Here is a 20725-nt window from a genome sequence, read left to right on the forward strand (position 1 = left end):
AAATATTAAATACAAATAAAAATTGTTGCGTTGTATAATATGCATAATTTATTCTATAGATATGGTTTATTGACGTGGTGTAGTTTATGCATGCATACTATACAACGCACAATTTTGATATAGACAATATGTAAGAAGTGCTGTTTATATTACGAGGTTTTATATGAGCGACTACAACATAGATAAAGAAAAAATGTTGGTTCGTCTGCATAGGGTATGTGGACAGGTTCATGCTGTTGAGAATATGATCGAAAAGGGAGAAGATTACACAAATATTCTTATGCAGCTTTCTGCTTCTACGGCGGCTCTTAGAGCTGTTGCTCTTATAGTTGCTCATCAGGAAATCTCAAAAGCTTTAGAGGCTGCTCAAAATGCTTCAGATCAAAAAGTTACCGACAAGAAAGTTGCTGAACTTGTTGATGTCGTAGATCATTTAATGAGATACGATAAATCGTGATTTGTGATTCTAACGGTTTCGTATGATTTATTTGTAGCGTTTAAAACTGTTTGAATTGAAAACGACTTGAATATTAAGTATGAAGAGTATGCGAACCGTAACTGATTTATCTGAAGAGTCTGCGCACTTTGCTTTCGTGGAAAAGAAGTCTGAATTTATTTCAGATGCTTGCCATATAACAACTCTTGAAGAAGCAATAGATTTTGTAGAGTCTATTAGGCTAAAACATCCTAAGGCGAGGCACGTGGCTTATGCTGCTGTGTGCGGAGACAATAATGGCAGACTGTGCGAGCGCATGAGTGACGACGGAGAGCCTTCAGGTACTGCTGGGAAACCTATTCTAGATGTTGTAAGAGCTTCCAATCTTACAGATACAGTTGTAACAGTTACGCGCTATTTTGGTGGTATTTTGCTTGGCTCTGGTGGATTGATGCGAGCTTATTCACGTGCAGCAGCTGGCGCTATACAATCGAGCAAAATGGCAGATATCATAGAATGTAATTGTTTTTCTTGCAAAGTCGAATATACTCAGCTAAGAATGTTTAAAAACTTATTGTTAAAACATAACGCAGAAATTATGGATGAAGAATACGGAATTTCTGTAGATTTAAAGGTTTGTGTTCCTTTTGAAGAGTCAGACAGATTTTTAGAATCAGTAAAAAATACATTTTCAGCTATAGTAATTCCTAAATCATGTGGTGTTTACAGTAGGATTTCCTGATAAAGTTTTTCTCACCTTGTCTGTTTTAGAATTTGTGTCGTAAAACTGATACATTATATTGGACATTGGTAGCTAAAAGGTTGGTGAGTAGATTATGAGTGATATACAAGATCAAAATAATCTTGAACACAATGATGATTCGCGTAGTAATTCTCATGATGATTCTAATGAAATTTATGAGCCTTTGACATCTATTTATGAGCGTTTACGCCACTCCAGTAACTCTAAAGAGCTTCACGAATTTGCTGTAAAAGAACTCCCAGATAGAGCGGATCAAGCAGAATTTTCTAGGGCTACGGCATTACTAGAAGCTGTAGCAGGGAACATAAATACTCCAGAAGAAGATCGTATTCATCTCGCAACAGTGATGCCATTCCCTAATATTTTGGTTAAACTTTCACAAGATAAATCTGATAATGTTCGTTTAGCTGTTGCTAAAAATCGTAATGCTAAAAATTGGCTAGTAGGAAGACTTACTAAAGATTCTTGCGGAGAAGTTAGAGATGCTGCGTTGTGCAATCCGCAGACATCATGGAAAATGCGTCTCGAGGGTGCTCAAACCGAAGGCGTTGGGTCAAAAACATTAGATTACTTAGCCTCACTTGGTGTAGGTGAAGAAAGTAAGGATTCGCCAGTACTTTCCGCAATGGTAAGAAGAGCAGTGGCGCTTAATCCTGGTGTGTCGCAGCCAACATTGATGGCTTTGTCAAAAGACAAAGACCCAGATGTTTCCTCTGCAGCATTAGAAGTTTTAAATAAATAAAGTTTTAAATAAATAAAAAAATTTAGATAAGTCTTGAGTGTAAAATTAAATTAAACAATAATTGCATACGTTTGCATAAAAAACTCACATATATACTACGATGGAAACTATGAACAATAAAAATGAAGAAAGTACTCAGCAGACAAGCCCATTAAGGCGTTTGGCTGAGTTAATGGGAGTACGTTCCAAATTCGTTGGATCGGATGGAGTAGAACATCAGATTGCTGATGACGTGCTTGTAAAAGTATTGCGCTCGCTGTGCGTAGATGCAAGCACCGATAAAGCGATTGAAGAATCAATGCAGAAGATTCTTTTGGAACGTCATACACGTTTAGTTGCTCCGACGGTGTTGCATACAGTTGGTAAAGAAGACACTGTTATAATCAACACGGGTATTTTGGAGTATCCTACAGCGACTTTGATATTGGAAGATGGAGAACAGTACAAAGGTGACTTGCAGATTTCTCCATGCAAAGATGATGTTGCGTTCCCTGTTAATGGTACTTTTGTGGCAAGCTCTTTGTTGACAATTCCAGCAGACGTGCCTATGGGGTATCACACTTTACGAATAAGCGTCGCGGATCGAGTAGAAGAGGCGTCACTTATTAGTGCTCCAGAAAGCATCGATACTCTAGAAAAACTTGAAAAAGATGGAAAGCAGATCTGGGGATGGATGGCTCAGCTTTATTCCATTCGTTCTTCTAAGTCTTGGGGTGTTGGCGATTACGCAGATTTGGCTGATCTTCTTGTGCAATCAAAGAAAAAAACAGGCGCAGATTTTGTGCTTGTAAACCCATTGCATGCAGGTGAACCAGTTGCGCCGTTAACACCATCTCCTTATTTGCCAGTTGCAAGAGGAATGGTTAATGTAACTTATATTCGCCCAGAAATCATTCCAGAATACGATTCGCTTAATGATAAGGATCGTAAGACTGTTGACGATCTTCATAATGAAGTAGAGCCTCTTAATAATGATGCTCAAATTGTTGATCGTGACTCCATGTGGCGAGTAAAAATGCATGCTTTGTGGATTATTTTTAAGTCTGGGCTTTCTGCTGAACGCTCCGAAGAATTTGAAGCATTTAAGCAGGACATGGGTGAGCGTCTTGAATCTTATGCAACCTGGTGCCTTTGCTACGATAAGTGGGGTGCTCCTAAGGGAGAAGACTGCTGGGAGAAGCATCTTACTAAAGATTCCGATGAAATTAGCGCTTTATGTAAACAATTCCCAGATACTCTAGAGTTTTATCGTTGGCTTGAGTGGATTGCGTTTACGCAATTGCATGATGCTCAAGTTGCAGCTAAAAATGCGGGTATGCGCATTGGCATTATGTCGGATATGGCTGTTGGTGTGCATCCTGCAGGCTCCGAGGTTTGGTGGAATCCAGAGCGATTTGCCAATGGTGCTTGCGTAGGTGCGCCTCCTGATTACTTCAATCAGCAGGGTCAAAACTGGTCTCAGCCTCCGCTTAATCCATTCGAGCTTGAGCGCACTGGATTTAAAGTGTACAAAGATATGGTTCACGGAATGTTTGCGTCTGCTGGCGCTGTGCGAATTGACCATATTCTTGGGCTTTTCCGCTTGTGGTGGATTCCAGAAGGATCTACTCCAGGTGACGGAGCTTACGTTTACTACGATGCAGATGTTATGCTTGGCATTCTTGCGATTGAAGCCACGCGCGCAAATGGTGTTGTAGTTGGAGAAGACCTTGGCGTTGTGCCAGCTGAAACTTTGGAAGTTTTGGCTAAGAATAAGGTTCTTGGATGCACAGTTGAGTGGTTTGAACAAAGGGATGGCGAATTCCGCGAGCCTAAGAAGTGGCGTGAAATGACACTTGCTTCTGTAAACACTCACGATTTGCCGCCTGCTGCAGGATACTTAAACTACGAGCACGTTAATATTCGTGAGCGTTTGAATCTTCTTTCGGGATCCGTAGAAGAATTCCGCGCTGGGGCTGTTAAAGAGCATAATGCAATGTTGAAAATGCTTGTTTCTGGAGGTTTCTTAGACAAGAAGGCTCTAGAAAATGAATCTGAGAATGAGCAAGAGATTGTGGAAGCGTTATATCGAGCGCTTAAAGCTGCTCCTTCCAAGCTGCTTGCTGCATCCATTGTTGATGCAACGGGTGAACATCGTGCTCAGAATCAGCCTGGCACCAATGATGAATATCCAAATTGGCGTATTCCTTTGGCTGATGCTAATTGTAATCCTGTTCTTTTAGACAACTTATTTGACTTGCCTAGAGTTAAGTCTTTAGCGCAAATCATGAATAAGTAGTTCTAGATGTGTGATTAATTGCGGGCTGCAGCGTTTGCCGATATTCGCGAGCGTTGCAGTCCGCATTGTATGTAAAATAGAAACTTGCAAATAGTCGTCATATAGCGATATACTTGCAGATTGTTGTGTTTCCCTAAGGGGTCCTTCAAAGCGCTTTTCCCACTCGCCATCGAGGACTTTCAGGGAGCCCACGGATTATGAGCAGCATATCTCCTATAAACCAAGAAGATATAAAGCTCGAAACACAATAGAGAAAAGGTACGATTGTGAAGACTTTCACACCGAAACCAGCAGATTTAACTCATGACTGGTATATTATCGACGCCACTGATGTGGTGCTTGGTCGTTTGGCTTCCCAGGTAGCCATTTTGCTGCGTGGTAAGAATAAGCCAACATTTGCTCCTCATGCTGATTCTGGCAATCACGTCATTATCATTAACGCAGATAAGATTGCTTTAACTGGCAATAAGTTGAGCAAGGAATTGTATTCTCACTCTGGTCGTCCAGGTGGACTTCGTCGCGACAGCTATGCTGAGCTTTTGGAGAAGAATCCAAAGCGCATCATCGTTTCCGCTGTGAGGGGAATGCTTCCAAAGAATCGTCTTGCTAAGGTTCAGCTTGATCGCCTTCGTGTGTTCACTGGTGCTGAGCATCCTCATATTTCGCAAAAACCACAGGTCTTCGAGATCTCTCAGGTCTCTCAGCAGGCTAAGTGAATCGTAAGGAGAATATGATTATGGTAGATAACAACAACTCCGCGGTTCTTGAGAATGAAGAAGAACTGACTAGCTATACAACTGAGACAAACGCTGGCGCAGGCACTGGTACTTCTGCCGTTGCTCCAGGCTATGGCACTGGTCGTCGTAAGGAAGCCGTTGCTCGCGTTCGTTTGATTCCAGGTACTGGCAAGTGGACTATTAATGGTCGCGCTCTTGAGGAATACTTCCCATCTCGCTTATTGCAGCGTGAAGTTAATTCCCCATTTGTGCTTTTGAAGCTTGAAGGTAAGTTCGACGTTGTCGTCTTGGTAGACGGTGGCGGCACCACTGGTCAGGCAGGTGCAATCCGTTTGGGTGTTGCTCGTGCTTTGAACGCTATTGACCGTGATGCAAACCGTGCTTCCTTGAAGAAGGCTGGCTTCTTGACTCGCGACGCTCGCGTTGTGGAGCGCAAGAAGGCTGGTTTGCACAAGGCACGTCGTGCACCTCAGTTCTCAAAGCGTTAAGCTGCGAAGAATTTATATTTTCAATGGCTTCTGGCTTTTGCTGGAAGCCATTTTTGTATCTAATGCGGTTGAATGTTCTAAATGTTATTAATCGTTTATAAGTAATCATTAAATCTAACATTCTAGAAAATTTAGAGGATAATCGCACATAAATAGTCACAAATAATAACAAATAATGAACATTAGAGGATAAACCTCGCTCATAAATAGCGCAACTCGCTGCAAATCCAAAATAGTACAGTAAATCAAGTAGATTGTGAACTGTATCACATTGTTAGACATTTAAGATGTGTTTATAAAGAAGATTCTTCATGTAAATGTCTGCATATGAAATGTAAATATAAAATATATGAATGATCGAGGAGGACCAAATGGCGCAGGCGCAAGAAAAGGCGCAAGAAACAGTGCTTGATGAAAAAGAGCAAGCAGCATTAGCAGCCAAACGAGAAGTAGATGAATTAGCTAAAAAAGCAAAGGTTGCTTTAGAAGAGTTTGAAAAATTAAATCAGGAGCAAGTAGACAGAATCGTAGCCAAAGCGTCTATTGCAGCGTTAAACAAGCATTTAGTCTTAGCAAAAATGGCTGTTGAAGAAACAGGTCGTGGATTAGTTGAAGATAAAGCCACAAAAAACATTTTTGCATGCGAACATATTACTCATTATCTTGCAGGTCAGCGCACAGTAGGAATTATTCGAGAAGATGACGTTCTTGGAATCGATGAAATCGCTGAGCCAGTAGGCATAGTAGCAGGCGTGACTCCAGTTACAAACCCAACATCTACAGCCATTTTTAAATCGCTAATCGCTCTTAAAACTCGTTGCCCAATTATTTTTGGTTTCCATCCATTCGCTCAAAAATGCTCCGCAGAAGCTGCAAGAATTGTGCGCGATGCAGCGATAGAAGCAGGAGCACCAGAAAATTGCATTCAGTGGATTGAACATCCATCAATCGAAGCAACTGGAGCTTTAATGAAGCATCCAGATGTTGCAACAATTCTTGCAACAGGCGGTCCTGGAATGGTTAAGGCTGCTTATTCTTCGGGAAAGCCAGCATTAGGTGTGGGTGCAGGAAACGCTCCAGCATATGTTGATGCGGATGTAGATGTTGTGCGTGCTGCAAACGATTTAGTGCTTTCAAAGCATTTCGATTACGGTATGATTTGCGCAACTGAGCAGGCGATTATTGCGCATAAAGACGTGTATGAGCCATTGTTAAAGGAATTGAAGCGCAGAAAAGCATATTTCGTTAACGCTGATGAAAAAGCGAAACTCGAACAATATATGTTTGGTTGCACTTCGTATTCAGGTCAAACTCCTAAGCTTAATTCAGTTGTTCCAGGAAAATCTCCTCAATATATTGCTCATGAAGCTGGGTTTGAGGTTCCTGAGGATGCTGTGATTTTGATTGCAGAGTGCAAGGAAGTTGGCGAAATGGAGCCTCTAACAATGGAGAAGTTGGCTCCTGTTCACGCTTTGCTTCGCGCTGAAAATAAGGAACAAGGCTTTGAAATGTGCGAGAAAATGCTTGTGCACGGAGCTGGTCACACTGCTGTGATTCATACCAACAATCAGCAGCTTGCTCGCGAATATGGTAGCCGTATGCATGCTTGCCGAATCATTTGGAACTCTCCAGGATCCTTGGGTGGTGTTGGCGATATCTACAATGCAATCGCGCCTTCTCTCACTTTGGGCTGTGGTTCTTATGGTGGAAACTCTGTTTCTGGAAACGTTCAAGCAGTAAATCTTATTAATATAAAGCGCATAGCGCGAAGGAATAACAATATGCAATGGTTCAAGATTCCGGCCAAAACGTATTTTGAGCCGAATGCTGTTCGCTATTTGCGAGATATGTATGGCATTGAGCGCGCAGTTATTGTGTGCGATAAAGTGATGGAACAGCTTGGAATTATAGACAAGGTGATTGATCAGCTTCGCGCTAGAGATAACCGCGTAACGTTTAGAATTATTGACTACGTTGAGCCAGAGCCAAGCGTTGAAACTGTTGAGCGCGGCGCGGAAATGATGCGCGAAGAGTTCCAGCCAGACACGATTATTGCTGTTGGCGGTGGATCTCCTATGGATGCTGCAAAGATTATGTGGCTCCTTTACGAGCATCCAGAAATTTCCTTCGCAGATTTGCGAGAAAAGTTCTTCGATATTCGTAAGCGCGCGTTTAAGATTCCGCCTCTTGGTGAAAAGGCTTGCTTGATTTGTGTGCCAACGTCTTCTGGAACTGGATCGGAAGTTACTCCGTTTGCAGTTATTACAGACCATAAGACTGGCTACAAGTACCCGATTACGGACTATGCGATTACGCCTTCGGTTGCAATCGTGGATCCAGTTTTGGCGCGCACACAGCCTCGTCGTTTGGCTTGCGATTCTGGTTTTGACGCTTTGACGCACTCTATGGAAGCTTTTGCTTCTGTTTATGCTAACGACTTTACGGACGCAATGGCATTGCATGCAGCAAAGTTGATTTGGGATAATCTTAGCGATTCTGTGAATTCAAATGATTCCGAGCGCAAGATTCAAGCCCAAGAAAAGATGCATAACGCTGCTACTATGGCTGGAATGGCGTTTGGTTCGGCGTTCCTTGGAATGTGCCACGCAATGGCGCATACAATCGGCGCTTTGTGCCATGTTGCACACGGCCACACAAATGCAATTTTGCTTCCATACGTGATTCGCTACAATGGTCAAATTCCACAAGAGCCTACAAGCTGGCCAAAGTACAATCGCTACATCGCTCCAGAGCGCTACCAGCAGATTGCAAAGAATCTTGGCGTAGATCCTGGTAAAACTCCTCAAGAGGGCGTTGAGAATTTGGCGCGCGCTGTTGAAAATTATCGAGATAATCTTCTTAGTATGGATGCTTCGTTTAAGGCGTGCGGCGTGGATGAAGAATACTATTGGTCTTTGTTGGATCAGATTGGTATGCGTGCTTACGAAGATCAGTGCGCTCCTGCAAATCCGCGTATTCCTCAAATCGAAGATATGAAGGATATTGCGATTGCAGCGTATTATGGTGTTTCCCAAGAAGAAGGACATCGTATGCGTTTAGAGCGCGAATCTAAGTAATTATTGAATGATTATCTAAGTGATTCTCGAATGATTATTTAGATGATAATTGAGTGATTTATTGTATATTTAGTTGCAAATGGCAGAGGCTGCACTAGCTGTAGTTTCTGCCATTTTTCGTTGGAAAATAGCCGACACGCCCGATTTTTGTTAATCCAAGGTTGATGGTTTAATTACTTAGTTGCCTGTTTTTAAGGCTCGCATATTGTAATTCAAAAAAGCGAGCGCAGAAACAGAAATCGCAATTTTTGTTGATTTTTGTAGGCTGCGCACTGATGTGGAATGACCTTTAGTGTCTATTCTCCCGGTGCCCTTTGATACAGGTTGGTAAACAGTAAACGAATCGCTAGAAAGGGCGGACGGCAATGGCGGGACAGAAAATCCGCATCAGGCTTAAGTCCTATGACCATGAGGTCATCGACCAATCGGCGAAGAAAATCGTCGAGACGGTGACGAACGCGGGCGCCACAGTAGTGGGTCCGGTTCCTCTGCCGACCGAGAAGAACGTGTTTGTTGTTATCCGTTCTCCTCACAAATATAAGGATTCTCGCGAGCATTTCGAGATGCGCACTCATAAGCGCCTCATTGACATCGTTGATCCAACGCCAAAGGCTGTGGATTCTTTGATGCACATTGACCTGCCTGCGGATGTAAATATCGAGATTAAGCTGTAGGAAGGGGGGTAAATAATGTCGCAAAATAAGAATCGCACTGCTTTGCTCGGCCGTAAGCTGGGCATGAGCCAGGTTTGGGATGAGAACGGCCTTTTTGTCCCCGTAACTCTGGTTGAGGTTGCTACTAACGTAGTTACCGCTGTTAAGACCGAAGAAACTGACGGTTATTGCGCCGTACAGCTCGGTTATGGCCAGATTGATCCTACCAAGGTTACCAAGCCATTGGCTGGTCACTTTGCAAAGGCTGGCGTGACTCCTCGTCGTCACCTCGCTGAGGTGCGCACTGAAAATGCAGCAGATTACAAGCCAGGTCAGGAATTGACCGCTGAAGTATTTGCTGAAGGTGCCGAAGTCGACGTAACGGGTACTACAAAGGGTAAAGGCTTTGCTGGCACAATCAAGCGTTGGGGCTTCAAGTCTTACCGTCGTACTCACGGCTCGCACAAGAATGAACGTCGTCCAGGTTCTGTGGGCGCATGTGCAACTCCAAGCCGCATTTTGAAGGGCAAGCGTATGGCTGGTCGCATGGGTCATGTGACTTCTACTGCGCTCAACCTCACAATCGTTTCTTCGGATGTTGAGAACGGTATTTTAGCTATTAAGGGTGCTATTCCAGGACCTAAAGGTGCTATCGTTCTCGTCCGTTCGGCAGTGAAGGGAGCCTGATTTAAATGGCAAACGTAACTCTGAACGTAACTGACACCAAGGGCAATGCAAACGGAACTGTTGAAGCTCCTGCTGAGATTTTCGGCATCTCCAACGAAGACGTTTTGGCTCACGGTCCATTGGTTCATCAGGTCGTTATTGCTCAGCTTGCTGCTGCTCGACAGGGTACTCACGCGGTTAAGAATCGCGCTAATGTATCTGGCGGCGGTAAGAAGCCATGGAAGCAGAAGGGCACTGGTCGTGCTCGTCAAGGCTCCATTCGTGCTCCACAGTGGGTACATGGTGGCGTTGTACATGGTCCAGTTCCTCGCAAGTACGATCAGCGTACTCCAAAGAAGATGAAGGCAGCTGCTCTTCGTTATGCTCTTTCGGATCGTGCAAATGCTGGTCGCATTGCAGTTGTGGACTTTGGTATTAAGGATGTTCCATCCACCAAAGCAGCAGTTGCAGCACTTACACCAGTAACTAAGGATCAGTTCACCACTGTTGTTCTCTCTCGTGAAAACATCAATGAGTGGATGTCTGTTCGTAACATTCCAACGGTGCATGTGATCTTCGCTGATCAGCTCAACACCTACGATGTCATCACCGCTCAGTACGTAGTCTTCTCCAAGGAAGGTTTCGAAGCCTTCGTTGCAGCTAAGACCGAGCCTGAAGTTAAGGAGGCCTGATTTAAATGGTCGCAGTCCATAACCCAGCACATGACATCATTTTAAAGCCAGTTGTTTCTGAAAAAAGCTATGCAGCTTCCGATCGTGGTCAGTACACCTTCGTTGTAGCTCCAAATGCTAACAAGGTTCAGATCAAGCAGGCTATCGAAGAAATCTTCAAAGTCAAGGTAACGAATGTTAACACCTTGAATCGCGCTGGCAAGCTTAAGCGCTCTCGCACCGGCTTCGGTCGTCGTGTGAATCAGAAGCGTGCTATTGTCACCGTGGCACAAGGTCAGACAATCGATATCTTTGGTAACTGAAGGCTAGCCGAGAAAAGTAAAGGAATACTACATTATGGCTATCCGCGTTTATAAGCCTACGACTGCAGGACGTCGTAACGCATCCGTTTCGGACTTCTCCGAGATTACGCGTTCCACTCCTGAAAAGTCGTTGGTACGCAAACTCAGCAAAACTGGCGGTCGTAACTCTTACGGTCGCATGACTTCCCGCCATCGCGGCGGCGGACACAAGCGTCAGTATCGTCTCATCGATTTTAAGCGTTGGGACAAGGATGGCGTGCCAGCAAAGGTTGCTCATATTGAGTATGACCCTAATCGTTCCGCTCGCATCGCATTGTTGCATTATGCAGATGGTGAGAAGCGCTACATTATCGCTCCTGAAGGCATTTCCCAGGGAGATGTTATCGAGACTGGCGCCCAGGCTGATATTAAGCCAGGCAACAACTTGCCTCTTAAGAACATCCCAACTGGTACCGTGGTGCACGCAATCGAGCTTCGTCCACTTGGTGGCGCAAAGATTGCACGCTCCGCAGGTGCTGCCGTTCAGCTCGTAGCTAAGGATGGCGCTTACGCTCAGTTGCGTATGCCATCTGGCGAAATTCGTAACGTGGACGCTCGTTGCCGCGCTACAATCGGCGAGGTTGGTAACTCCGACCACGCTAACATCGAGCTTGGTAAGGCAGGTCGTGCTCGTTGGCTTGGTCGCAGGCCAATCACCCGAGGCGAATCTATGAACCCTGTTGATCACCCTCATGGTGGTCGTACCCGTGGTGGTAAACCACCTGTTTCTCCATGGGGCAAGGGCGAGGTTCGTACCCGCCGTCCGAAGAAGGCTTCGAACAAGATGATTGTTCGTCGTCGTCCGAATGGTAAGAACCGCAAGTAAGGGAGTGTCGAACAGATGACTCGTAGCATCAAGAAGGGCCCTTTCGTCGACGCCCACTTACAGAAGAAAGTCGACGAACAAAACGACAAGGGCACGCATAACGTCATCAAGACGTGGTCGCGTCGTTCGATGATCACTCCTGATTTCATTGGACACACCTTTGCCGTACACGATGGCCGCAAGCATGTGCCGGTATTCGTTACCGAAGCAATGGTTGGTCATAAGCTCGGTGAATTCGCCCCAACCAAGACCTTCAAGGGTCATGTGAAGGACGACAAGAAAGCACGCCGCTAAAGGAGAGTTAGGACACATGGAAGCTAAAGCAATCGCTCGTCACGTACGTGTGACGCCGCGCAAGGCTCGCCGCATGGTCGACCTCATCCGAGGCAAGCGTGCAAGCGAAGCTATTACCATTTTGAAGTTTGCTCCTCAGGACGCATCTTTACCAGTGCGTAAGGTTCTTGAAAGCGCGATCGCTAACGCTCGCGTTAAGGCTGAAAAGGCTGGAGAACCATTCCGTGAGCAAGACTTGGTCATCAAGGAAACCTATGTGGATGAGGGTGTAACGCTTAAGCGTTTCCGCGCTCGTGCACAGGGTCGCGCTGCGCGCATTAACAAGCGCACAAGCCATATCACTGTTATCGTCTCGCTTAAGGAAGGGGATCGCTAAAGATGGGTCAGAAGATCAATCCTTTCGGCTATCGCCTGGGCATTACCGAGAATCATCGCTCTAGGTGGTTCTCTGATTCTACTAAAGCCGGCGAGCGTTACCGTGACTTCGTCCTTGAGGATGACAAGATTCGCAAGGAAATGAGCCATGACCTCGAACGTGCAGGCGTGTCCCGCATCGTTATCGAGCGTACTCGTGACCGCGTTCGTGTTGATATTCACACCGCTCGTCCAGGTATTATTATCGGTCGTCGTGGCGCAGAAGCCGAGCGTGTTCGTGCAAAGCTTGAGAAGCTCACTGGTAAGCAAGTACAGCTCAACATTTTCGAAGTGAAGAACGCTGCACTTGACGCTCAATTGGTTGCTCAGGGAATTGCGGAACAGTTAACCAACCGCGTTACATTCCGTCGCGCTATGCGTAAGGCACAGCAGGATGCAATGCGCGCAGGTGCAAAGGGTATCCGTATTAAGCTCTCCGGTCGCCTTGGTGGCGCCGAAATGAGCCGTTCTGAGTTCTATCGTGAGGGTCGCGTTCCACTGCAGACCCTGCGTGCCCTTATTGATTACGGCTTCTTTGAAGCTAAGACTACCTACGGCCGTATCGGCGTAAAGGTATGGATTTACAAGGGTGATATGACCGAGCGTGAGTTCGAAGAGCAGCAGGCCCAGCAGGGTAAGCGTGAGGGTCGTCGTGGCGATCGTCGTCCACGTCGTGGCGCACGCTCTGCTAACCAGCAGAAGGCTGCCGAAGCACAGGCTGAAAAGCCAGCTGAAGCTGCAGCTGCTGAAGCTCCTGCCGCAACGGAAACGAAGGAGTGAGCAGATGCTTATCCCAAAAAGGACTAAATATCGCAAGCAGCACCGTCCTACCCGTAGCGGCATGTCTAAGGGTGGAACCGCTATCGCTTTCGGCGATTTCGGTATTCAGGCGCTGGCTCCGGCGTACATCACTAACCGTCAGATCGAGGCAGCCCGTATCGCAATGACCCGCTATATTAAGCGTGGTGGTCGCGTGTGGATTACGGTTTTCCCTGATCGTCCATTAACCAAGCACCCGCTTGGTGCACGAATGGGTTCCGGTAAAGGCGCTCCAGAATTCTGGATTGCTAACATCCATCCAGGTCGTGTAATGTTCGAGATCGGTGGTGTTTCTGAGGACGTCGCTCGCGAGGCTTTGCGCCGCGCTATCGACAAGCTCCCAATGAAATGCCGTGTTATTGCGCGTGAAGGCGGTGACATCTGATGCCAGTCGGAACTGCAGACTACACCATCAAGAATTTAAACGAGAAGACTAATGCTGAAATCGAAGGCTTCTTAAAGAAGTCTAAGGAAGAGCTTTTTAACTTGCGCTTCCAGGCAGCAACTGGTCAACTCGAAAACAGCGCTCGCCTCAAGGCGGTCAAGCACGACATAGCCAGGATGTATACTATCCTGCGTGAGCGTGAACTCGGCATCAGCCAAGAGCCTGGCGCCACTGAGGTCAAGGAGAAGTAAGCATGGCTGAGAACCAAGAGCGCAACTTCCGCAAGGTTCGTCGCGGCTACGTCGTGTCCGAGGCCATGGACAAGACAATTGCCGTGGAGCTGGAGCAGCGTTCGACACACCCACTTTACGGTAAAGTCGTCCGCTCCACACGCAAGGTCAAGGCACATGATGAACACAATGAGGCGCATATTGGCGATCTCGTGAGTATCATGGAAACTCGGCCTTTGAGCAAGACCAAGCGTTGGCGTCTCGACTCGATTATCGAGCGCGCCAAGTAAACAAGTTCAGCAAGGCTCCGCGCTTCACCTGTGCCTGTTGTTTAGTAGGTACGGGTGAGCGGGGAGAACCAGCTCGACTAAGGAGAATCAATGATTCAGCAGGAAACGCGGCTTCATGTCGCCGACAACACGGGTGCTAAGGAATTACTTGCCATCCGCGTGCTCGGTGGATCGAAGCGACGCTATGCCGGCATCGGCGACATCATCGTCGCCTCCGTCAAGGACGCTATCCCTGGCGGGTCGGTCAAGAAAGGCGACGTAGTTAAGGCTGTCGTCGTCCGTACTGTCAAGGAACATCGTCGTGTTGATGGTTCCTATATTAAGTTCGACGAGAACGCCGCTGTTATTCTCGGCTCTGGCCGTGAACCAAAGGGCACTCGTATCTTTGGACCAGTCGGTCGTGAATTGCGTGATAAGCGCTTCATGAAGATTGTGTCCCTCGCCCCGGAGGTGATCTGAGATGGTAGCCAAGATTAAGTCCGGCGACCAGGTAAAGGTTATCCGCGGCAAAGATCGCGGTAAGGAAGGCAAAGTACTCCGTGTACTCGCCGAAGACCGTTTGATCGTCGAGGGTGTCCAGGTTGTTAAGAAGCACGTGCGTGCTACCCAGCAGGGTCAGCAGGCAGGCATCGTCTCTGTTGAGGCTCCAATTCACCGTTCTAACGTTATGGTGATTGACCCAGAGACCAAGCAGCCTACCCGCGTGGGCGTGATTGTCAAGCAAGAGGCTCGTGACGGCAAGGTAAAGACCGTGCGCGTGCGTGTCGCTAAGAAGTCCGGAAAGGAGCTGGCATGACCGATACTACAGTTGAGGCGCCGGCAACTCCGCGCTTAAAGCAGCAATACAATGATCAAATCGTTCCAGCTTTGGAAAAGGAATTTGGCCACACTAATCCTATGCAGGTGGCTCGTTTGCAGAAGGTCGTCGTCTCTATGGGCGTTGGCGCTGCAGCTCGTGATTCCAAGCTTATCGAAGGTGCGATTAAGGATCTCACTTTGATCACTGGTCAAAAGCCAAAGGTTACTAAGGCTAAGAAGTCTGTTGCACAGTTCCATCTGCGCGAAGGCCAGGCTATCGGCGCTTACGTAACTCTTCGTGGTGATCGTATGTGGGAATTCTTGGATCGTTTGCTCACTCTGGCTCTGCCACGTATCCGCGATTTCCGTGGTATAAATGGCAACCAGTTCGACGGTCAGGGTAACTATAACTTTGGTCTTACGGAGCAGTCAATGTTCCACGAGATTGATCCTGATTCGATTGATCATCAGCGTGGTATGGACATCACCGTGGTGACCACCACCAAGGACGATGTGGAAGCGAAGTCGCTACTTAAGCACCTCGGTTTCCCATTCAAGGAGAACTGATATGGCAAAAACCGCTCTGAAAAACAAGGCGGCCGCTAAGCCGAAGTTCAAGGTGCGCGCTTATACGCGTTGCCAGGTTTGTGGTCGTCCTCACTCCGTGTATCGCAAGTTCGGTCTGTGCCGTGTATGCCTTCGTGAAAAGGCACATCGCGGTGAGTTGCCGGGTGTTACGAAGTCCAGTTGGTAAATATCGACGCTGAAGGTCCACTGCTTTAAGAATAACTAAAACAGGCGGTGGAAACCACGGCGAGAAAGGGCGTTAGCCCAACATGACAATGACAGATCCTATCGCAGACATGTTGACACGTCTGCGTAATGCGAGCGCGGCAAAGCACGATACCGTGGAAATGCCGTACTCCAAGTTCAAGGCGAATATCGCCGAGATTCTGAAGCGTGAAGGCTATATTAAAGACTTTGCTGCTAAGGAAGCCAAGGTTGGACAGACTTTGGAAGTCACATTAAAGTATGGCTCCAATGGTCAGCGTTCCATCCAGGGCATCAAGCGCATTTCTAAGCCAGGCTTGCGTCGTTACGCAAAGTCTGATTCTTTGCCTATGCCTCTTGGTGGTCTCGGTATCGCTATTATCTCGACCAGCTCGGGATTGTTGACTCAGAAGGAATGCCTCGACAGAGGCATTGGCGGCGAAATCGTCGCCTACGTATGGTGAGAAAGGAGAGCTGAAAATGGCATCGCATATTGGTAAGCTCCCCGTCGACATTCCTGCAGGCGTGGAAGTAAAAATTGAAGGTCAGTCCTTTAGTGCTAAGGGCGCTAAGGGTGCTGATTCCTATGTAATTCCAGAAGGTATTACCGCTGAAGTTGCTGATGGCAAGATCGTTTTAACCCCAGTTGACGATTTGCGTCCAACTCGTGCAAAGCATGGTTTGGCTCGTGCAATCGTAGCGTCCATGGTTAAAGGTGTGCACGAAGGCTACACCAAGACTTTGGACATTGTTGGAACTGGTTATCGTGCTGTGATGAAGGGTAAGGGCATTGAGTTCTCACTCGGATATTCTCACACTATTACCGTTCAGCCACCTGAGGGCATTGAGTTTGAATTGCCAAACGCAAATCAGGTAATCGTCAAGGGTACTGACAAGCAGGCCGTTGGTCAGGCTGCCGCTAACATTCGCAAGCTGCGTGCTCCAGAACCTTATAAGGGTAAGGGCATTAAGTACAGCGATGAGCGTATTTTGCGCAAGGCTGGAAAGGCTGGTAAGTGATATGAGCGTTAAGATTTTCGGTAAGGGTACCAAAGTCGCGCGTTTGCGTCGTCACGCCCGTCTTCGTAAGCGCATTTCTGGCACTCCAGAGCGCCCACGTTTGGTAGTTTCTCGTTCTAACCGTCACATGGTTGCTCAGATTGTGGATGATACTAAGGGTCTTACCCTTGTAAGTGCTTCCACCTTGACTTCTGACTTCGCTGGTTTTACTGGCACGAAGACTGAAGCTGCTACCAAGGTTGGCGAGTTAATCGCTGCCAAGGCGAAGGAAGCGGGTATTACCGCTGTAATCTTCGATCGTGGCGGTAATAAGTATCATGGTCGCGTCGCAGCAGTAGCTGAAGGCGCCCGTCAGGGAGGTCTAGCACTGTGAGCGATAACGAAAAGGAAACCCAAGTGGCTGAAGAAACTCAGAACACTCAGGCATCCGCCGAGGAGCGTACTGACGATCGCCGTTCCCGTCGCTCTAAGGGCGAAGGTAAGCGCGGAGAGCGTCGTAACCGTCGTGAAGAAAACCGCGGCGAAGAGCTTCTGGATCGCGTAGTTACTATTAACCGTGTTTCCAAGACTCACAAGGGTGGTCGTACCTTTAGCTTTGCAGCACTTGTTGTTGTTGGCGACGGTAAGGGCACTGTTGGTGTTGGCTACGGTAAGTCTCGCGAAGTTCCAGCAGCTATCGCTAAGGGTCAGCTTGATGCTAAGAAGCATATGTTCACTGTTCCACGTATTCGTGGTACCGTAACCCACCCTGTGTTGGGTCACGATGCTGCTGGCACAGTTTTGCTTCGTCCAGCTGCTCCAGGTACTGGTGTAATTGCTGGTGGCGCTGTGCGTGCTGTTATGGAGTGCGCTGGCATTACCGATATCCTCACCAAGTCCATGGGCTCTGCAACCGCTGTTAACGTGGTTCGCGCTACTGTGGATGCTTTGAAGAAGCTTGAAGAGCCAGAGGAGATTTGCGCTCGTCGTGGACTTTCCCTCGAGGAAGTTGTACCAGACGCATTGCTTCGTGAGCGCGCTGCAGGCATTGCCGAAGCTCGCAAGGCTCGTGAAGAAGCTCAGGCTGCTAAGGCTGCCCAAGCAAAGGATGGTGAGTGATGGCTAACTTGAAGATCACTCTGGTGCACGGTTTGGTTCATTCCACCGAGCGTCAGCGCGCGAACGTTCAAACTCTCGGTCTTCACAAGATTGGCCAGAGCGTTGTTCGCGAGGACAATCCAGTCAATCGTGGCTTGGTTATGGCCGTTCGCCACTTGCTGAGCGTTGAGGAGGTTGACTGATTATGGCTAATGAAGAACCAATGTTGCACATGCACACGTTGCGTCCAGCTCCAGGAGCTAAGAAGGATCGCATTCGCGTGGGTCGTGGTGAAGGCTCTAAGGGTAAGACTTCGGGTCGTGGCGATAAGGGTACGAAGAAGCGTTACCAAGTTCGTCCAGGCTTTGAAGGCGGCCAGCTTCCACTTTACATGCGTTTGCCTAAGCTTCGTGGCTTTAAGAGCCCATTCAAAAAAGAGTTCCAGGTTGTTAATGTTGCAGCCCTCGAAGAACTCTTCCCAAATGGTGGCGAAGTTACTGTTGCTGATTTGGTAGTTAAGGGCGCTGTGCGTGATGGCTATCCAGTTAAGGTTTTGGGCGATGGCGATCTTAAGGTTGCTTTGACTCTTAAGGGAGTTAAGGCTTCTGCATCCGCTAAAGCCAAGATTGAGGCTGCTGGTGGCTCTGTTAGCGAAGAGTAATGTACTCAGCTGATAATGCTAATTAACGCAGTGATTTAACTGTTTAATAATCCCTCTAGTTTTGGCTAGAGGGATTATTTTTTATTGACTAAACTCACGGAATAACTGTATCGGTATGCACCGTGATATAAACTATTGCCTCAGAGTTTGTTTTTTTACTGTTGCGCCTAGATCGTAGCGCAAAAAAGGGAGGAAGACCCAGGTGAAAACGTTAATCCAGGCCTTCAGGACGAAGGAGTTGAGGAATAAGATCCTCTTCGTCTTCGCAATGATTATCATCTACAGAATCGGTTCCTTTATTCCGATTCCTGGCGTTGATTACAAAGTTATACGTGCTTGCACAGCCAAGCTTGCTTCTTCTAGTGAAAACTTTATTGGTTTGGTGAACCTGTTCTCTGGTGGTTCGCTTTTGCAGCTGTCTATTTTTGCATTGGGTGTTATGCCTTATATTACGGCATCTATTGTTATTCAGCTGCTTAGAGTTGTGATTCCTCGCTTTGAGGCTCTTCACAAAGAAGGTCAGTCTGGAGAAACAAAGCTTACTCAGTACACTCGTTATTTGACTATTGGCTTGGCAATTTTGCAGTCCACAACCATTTTGGTTACTGCACGTTCTGGTGCACTATTTAATTATCAGTGTGGTCAGGTTATTCCAGATGGCTCTATGTGGAGCTTACTGGTTATGGTTTTGATTATGACTGGTGGCACTGGTTTGATCATGTGGATGGCAGAACTTATTACGGATAAGGGTATTGGTCAGGGCATGTCAGTGTTAATCTTCATGTCTATCTGCTCTGGCTTCCTTCCAAAGCTGTGGGAAATTGGTTGGGGAACTAATGGTACTAATGGCGATTGGACCAAGTTCTCTATTGTCGGTGGTGTTCTGCTTGTAATTCTTATTTTCGTTGATTTCGTGGAGCTCGCTCAGCGTCGAATTCCTGTACAGTATACGCGCCGAATGATTGGTCGTAAGATGTACGGCGGTTCTTCCACATACTTACCTCTTAAGGTCAATATGAGTGGTGTTATCCCACCAATTTTCGCGTCTTCGATTCTTGCTATTCCAACTCTTCTTGCTCAGTTTGGTGATAGTCGTAAGGATTGGGTGCGTTGGATTAATGCCAATTTAGCAAATTCTACTTCTGTGTGGTACATAGCTTTGTACACAGTTATGATTGTGTTCTTCTGCTTCTTCTACACTGAGATTACTTTTAATCCAGATGAAACTGCAGATAACATGAAGGAATACGGCGGTTTTATCCCAGGTATTCGTGCTGGTAGTGCTACAAGCCGCTATCTTAGCTATGTTATGAATAGATTAAACACTGTTGGTGCTGTCTATTTGCTATTCGTAGCGTTGATTCCAACAGTTTTGATTATGTCTTTGCACCTTAATATGAAGCTTCCATTTGGTGGTACTACGATTCTTATTATCGCAGGTGTTGGTTTGGATACTTTGCGTCAAGCCAAGGCTCAGACCGAACAGTTCCAGTATGCTGGATTCTTGTTTGATCATGACGATAGTAAACAAGTTGCTAAGTAGTATTACTAGATAGGTTTTGTTGTTAAGATTTGCGATGGAGCATAAGAAACAAGGAGATTAATATGCGATTGCTAATTATGGGACCGCAAGGCGTTGGTAAAGGCACTCAGGCTGCTTTGCTTGCAGAGCATTATGGGATTCCTGCTATTTCTACTGGCGATATTTTCCGTTATAACTTGAAGAATCAAACGGAGCTTGGTAAGAAGGTTCAGGGTTATCTTGATAAGGGTGAGCTTGTTCCAGATGAATTGACAAATAGCATTGTTAAGGACCGTCTTGCTCAGGATGATGCTAAGAATGGCTGGATTCTTGATGGATATCCACGTAATGCATCTCAGGTTAAGGCTTTGGATCTTATGCTTGAGGAGCTTGGCACTCCTTTGGATCATGTTGTTGCTCTTGAAGCGGAGCGTGAGGTTTTGCTTGAGCGTATGAAGAAGCGCGCAATTGAGCAGGGTCGTTCAGATGATACTCCTGAGGTAATTGCTACTCGTTTGGAAACTTACGAGAAGGAAACTGCTCCTCTTCTTGATATTTATGAAAGCCGTGGTCAGCTTGTTGAGGTTGATGGTGTTGGCGATATTGCTGAGATCAACAATCGCATAGTTGAGTCTTTGGTATGAGATTTATTTAAGATTTAGATTTTCTCACATTTATAATGCGCCTTTTGCGACACGCCGAGTGTTGTATTGGGCGCATTTACTGTATCATAGAAGATTGGCGT

Annotated in this window: 30 protein-coding genes; all 30 read left to right on the forward strand. The window is 46.7% G+C overall.

Going from position 1 to position 20725, the window contains the following annotated elements; genetic code table 11:
• Positions 1-163 precede the first annotated feature (163 nt).
• Complete coding sequence (locus ACJV45_RS01520; RefSeq protein ID WP_004114342.1) at positions 164-457, forward strand: metal-sensitive transcriptional regulator; 294 nt, start codon at positions 164-166, stop codon at positions 455-457.
• A 79-nt stretch (positions 458-536) separates the two neighbouring features.
• Positions 537-1178: an IMPACT family protein gene (locus ACJV45_RS01525; RefSeq protein WP_419397498.1), complete on the forward strand. Its 642-nt coding sequence runs from the start codon at positions 537-539 to the stop codon at positions 1176-1178.
• Positions 1179-1272: 94 nt separating this feature from the next.
• Positions 1273-1941 carry an AbrB family transcriptional regulator gene (locus ACJV45_RS01530; protein WP_415684407.1) on the forward strand — a complete coding sequence of 223 codons (669 nt, stop codon included), beginning with the start codon at positions 1273-1275 and terminating at the stop codon, positions 1939-1941.
• Between the two features lie 109 nt (positions 1942-2050).
• Positions 2051-4219: a 4-alpha-glucanotransferase gene (gene malQ, locus ACJV45_RS01535; protein WP_419397499.1), complete on the forward strand. Its 2169-nt coding sequence runs from the start codon at positions 2051-2053 to the stop codon at positions 4217-4219.
• Positions 4220-4485: 266 nt separating this feature from the next.
• Positions 4486-4935 carry a 50S ribosomal protein L13 gene (rplM, locus tag ACJV45_RS01540; protein ID WP_004114349.1) on the forward strand — a complete coding sequence of 150 codons (450 nt, stop codon included), beginning with the start codon at positions 4486-4488 and terminating at the stop codon, positions 4933-4935.
• A 20-nt stretch (positions 4936-4955) separates the two neighbouring features.
• Positions 4956-5444 (forward strand): 30S ribosomal protein S9, encoded by a 489-nt coding sequence (rpsI, locus tag ACJV45_RS01545; RefSeq protein WP_004114350.1) that lies wholly within the window; start codon positions 4956-4958, stop codon positions 5442-5444.
• 371 nt (positions 5445-5815) lie between these two features.
• The gene (adhE, locus tag ACJV45_RS01550; protein ID WP_004122846.1) at positions 5816-8521 is read left to right on the forward strand and encodes a bifunctional acetaldehyde-CoA/alcohol dehydrogenase; all 2706 of its coding nucleotides are present in this window, start codon (positions 5816-5818) and stop codon (positions 8519-8521) included.
• Between the two features lie 365 nt (positions 8522-8886).
• Positions 8887-9195 (forward strand): 30S ribosomal protein S10, encoded by a 309-nt coding sequence (gene rpsJ / locus ACJV45_RS01555; RefSeq protein WP_003808013.1) that lies wholly within the window; start codon positions 8887-8889, stop codon positions 9193-9195.
• 15 nt (positions 9196-9210) lie between these two features.
• On the forward strand, positions 9211-9861 hold the full coding sequence (gene rplC, locus ACJV45_RS01560) for a 50S ribosomal protein L3 (protein ID WP_004116043.1): 651 nt from the start codon (positions 9211-9213) through the stop codon (positions 9859-9861).
• 5 nt (positions 9862-9866) lie between these two features.
• Positions 9867-10532: a 50S ribosomal protein L4 gene (gene rplD / locus ACJV45_RS01565; RefSeq protein WP_004114353.1), complete on the forward strand. Its 666-nt coding sequence runs from the start codon at positions 9867-9869 to the stop codon at positions 10530-10532.
• A gap of 5 nt (positions 10533-10537) precedes the next feature.
• Positions 10538-10834 carry a 50S ribosomal protein L23 gene (gene rplW, locus ACJV45_RS01570; protein WP_004114354.1) on the forward strand — a complete coding sequence of 99 codons (297 nt, stop codon included), beginning with the start codon at positions 10538-10540 and terminating at the stop codon, positions 10832-10834.
• A gap of 34 nt (positions 10835-10868) precedes the next feature.
• Positions 10869-11699 (forward strand): 50S ribosomal protein L2, encoded by an 831-nt coding sequence (gene rplB, locus ACJV45_RS01575; protein ID WP_004114355.1) that lies wholly within the window; start codon positions 10869-10871, stop codon positions 11697-11699.
• A gap of 15 nt (positions 11700-11714) precedes the next feature.
• Positions 11715-11993, forward strand: coding sequence for a 30S ribosomal protein S19 (rpsS, locus tag ACJV45_RS01580; RefSeq protein ID WP_004114357.1), 279 nt, complete (start codon positions 11715-11717; stop codon positions 11991-11993).
• A gap of 16 nt (positions 11994-12009) precedes the next feature.
• A complete protein-coding gene (gene rplV, locus ACJV45_RS01585) occupies positions 12010-12369 on the forward strand; it encodes a 50S ribosomal protein L22 (protein ID WP_004114358.1) in 360 nt (119 codons plus the stop codon).
• Positions 12370-12371: 2 nt separating this feature from the next.
• Entirely contained in the window at positions 12372-13187 is an 816-nt protein-coding gene (gene rpsC / locus ACJV45_RS01590; protein ID WP_004114360.1) for a 30S ribosomal protein S3, read from the forward strand.
• Between the two features lie 4 nt (positions 13188-13191).
• Positions 13192-13611: a 50S ribosomal protein L16 gene (gene rplP, locus ACJV45_RS01595; protein WP_004114362.1), complete on the forward strand. Its 420-nt coding sequence runs from the start codon at positions 13192-13194 to the stop codon at positions 13609-13611.
• Positions 13611-13862 carry a 50S ribosomal protein L29 gene (rpmC, locus tag ACJV45_RS01600; protein ID WP_004105502.1) on the forward strand — a complete coding sequence of 84 codons (252 nt, stop codon included), beginning with the start codon at positions 13611-13613 and terminating at the stop codon, positions 13860-13862. The genes rplP and rpmC overlap by 1 nt, the downstream gene beginning before the upstream one ends.
• Positions 13863-13864: 2 nt before the next feature.
• On the forward strand, positions 13865-14131 hold the full coding sequence (rpsQ, locus tag ACJV45_RS01605; protein WP_004114365.1) for a 30S ribosomal protein S17: 267 nt from the start codon (positions 13865-13867) through the stop codon (positions 14129-14131).
• A 90-nt stretch (positions 14132-14221) separates the two neighbouring features.
• Positions 14222-14590, forward strand: a complete 369-nt coding sequence (gene rplN / locus ACJV45_RS01610; RefSeq protein WP_004114366.1) for a 50S ribosomal protein L14 — start codon at positions 14222-14224, stop codon at positions 14588-14590.
• Position 14591: 1 nt separating this feature from the next.
• On the forward strand, positions 14592-14927 hold the full coding sequence (rplX, locus tag ACJV45_RS01615) for a 50S ribosomal protein L24 (protein WP_004114367.1): 336 nt from the start codon (positions 14592-14594) through the stop codon (positions 14925-14927).
• Entirely contained in the window at positions 14924-15496 is a 573-nt protein-coding gene (gene rplE / locus ACJV45_RS01620) for a 50S ribosomal protein L5 (protein WP_004114368.1), read from the forward strand. Before rplX ends, rplE begins: the two co-directional genes overlap by 4 nt.
• 1 nt (position 15497) lies before the next feature.
• Positions 15498-15683, forward strand: coding sequence for a type Z 30S ribosomal protein S14 (locus ACJV45_RS01625; RefSeq protein WP_004114370.1), 186 nt, complete (start codon positions 15498-15500; stop codon positions 15681-15683).
• A gap of 82 nt (positions 15684-15765) precedes the next feature.
• On the forward strand, positions 15766-16164 hold the full coding sequence (rpsH, locus tag ACJV45_RS01630; protein WP_004114372.1) for a 30S ribosomal protein S8: 399 nt from the start codon (positions 15766-15768) through the stop codon (positions 16162-16164).
• Between the two features lie 16 nt (positions 16165-16180).
• Positions 16181-16720, forward strand: coding sequence for a 50S ribosomal protein L6 (rplF, locus tag ACJV45_RS01635; protein WP_004122847.1), 540 nt, complete (start codon positions 16181-16183; stop codon positions 16718-16720).
• Between the two features lies 1 nt (position 16721).
• Positions 16722-17093, forward strand: coding sequence for a 50S ribosomal protein L18 (rplR, locus tag ACJV45_RS01640; RefSeq protein ID WP_004114376.1), 372 nt, complete (start codon positions 16722-16724; stop codon positions 17091-17093).
• Positions 17090-17818 (forward strand): 30S ribosomal protein S5, encoded by a 729-nt coding sequence (gene rpsE, locus ACJV45_RS01645; protein WP_415684405.1) that lies wholly within the window; start codon positions 17090-17092, stop codon positions 17816-17818. Before rplR ends, rpsE begins: the two co-directional genes overlap by 4 nt.
• Positions 17818-18000 (forward strand): 50S ribosomal protein L30, encoded by a 183-nt coding sequence (gene rpmD, locus ACJV45_RS01650; protein WP_004114379.1) that lies wholly within the window; start codon positions 17818-17820, stop codon positions 17998-18000. The genes rpsE and rpmD overlap by 1 nt, the downstream gene beginning before the upstream one ends.
• A 2-nt stretch (positions 18001-18002) precedes the next feature.
• Positions 18003-18458 (forward strand): 50S ribosomal protein L15, encoded by a 456-nt coding sequence (gene rplO, locus ACJV45_RS01655; protein ID WP_004114381.1) that lies wholly within the window; start codon positions 18003-18005, stop codon positions 18456-18458.
• A gap of 202 nt (positions 18459-18660) precedes the next feature.
• Positions 18661-20001, forward strand: a complete 1341-nt coding sequence (gene secY, locus ACJV45_RS01660; protein ID WP_004573731.1) for a preprotein translocase subunit SecY — start codon at positions 18661-18663, stop codon at positions 19999-20001.
• A 62-nt stretch (positions 20002-20063) separates the two neighbouring features.
• On the forward strand, positions 20064-20624 hold the full coding sequence (locus ACJV45_RS01665; RefSeq protein WP_004114385.1) for an adenylate kinase: 561 nt from the start codon (positions 20064-20066) through the stop codon (positions 20622-20624).
• Positions 20625-20725 lie beyond the last annotated feature (101 nt).

The sequence above is a fragment of the Gardnerella lacydonensis genome (genome assembly GCF_048545055.1).
Lineage (GTDB): Bacteria > Actinomycetota > Actinomycetes > Actinomycetales > Bifidobacteriaceae > Bifidobacterium > Bifidobacterium vaginale_C.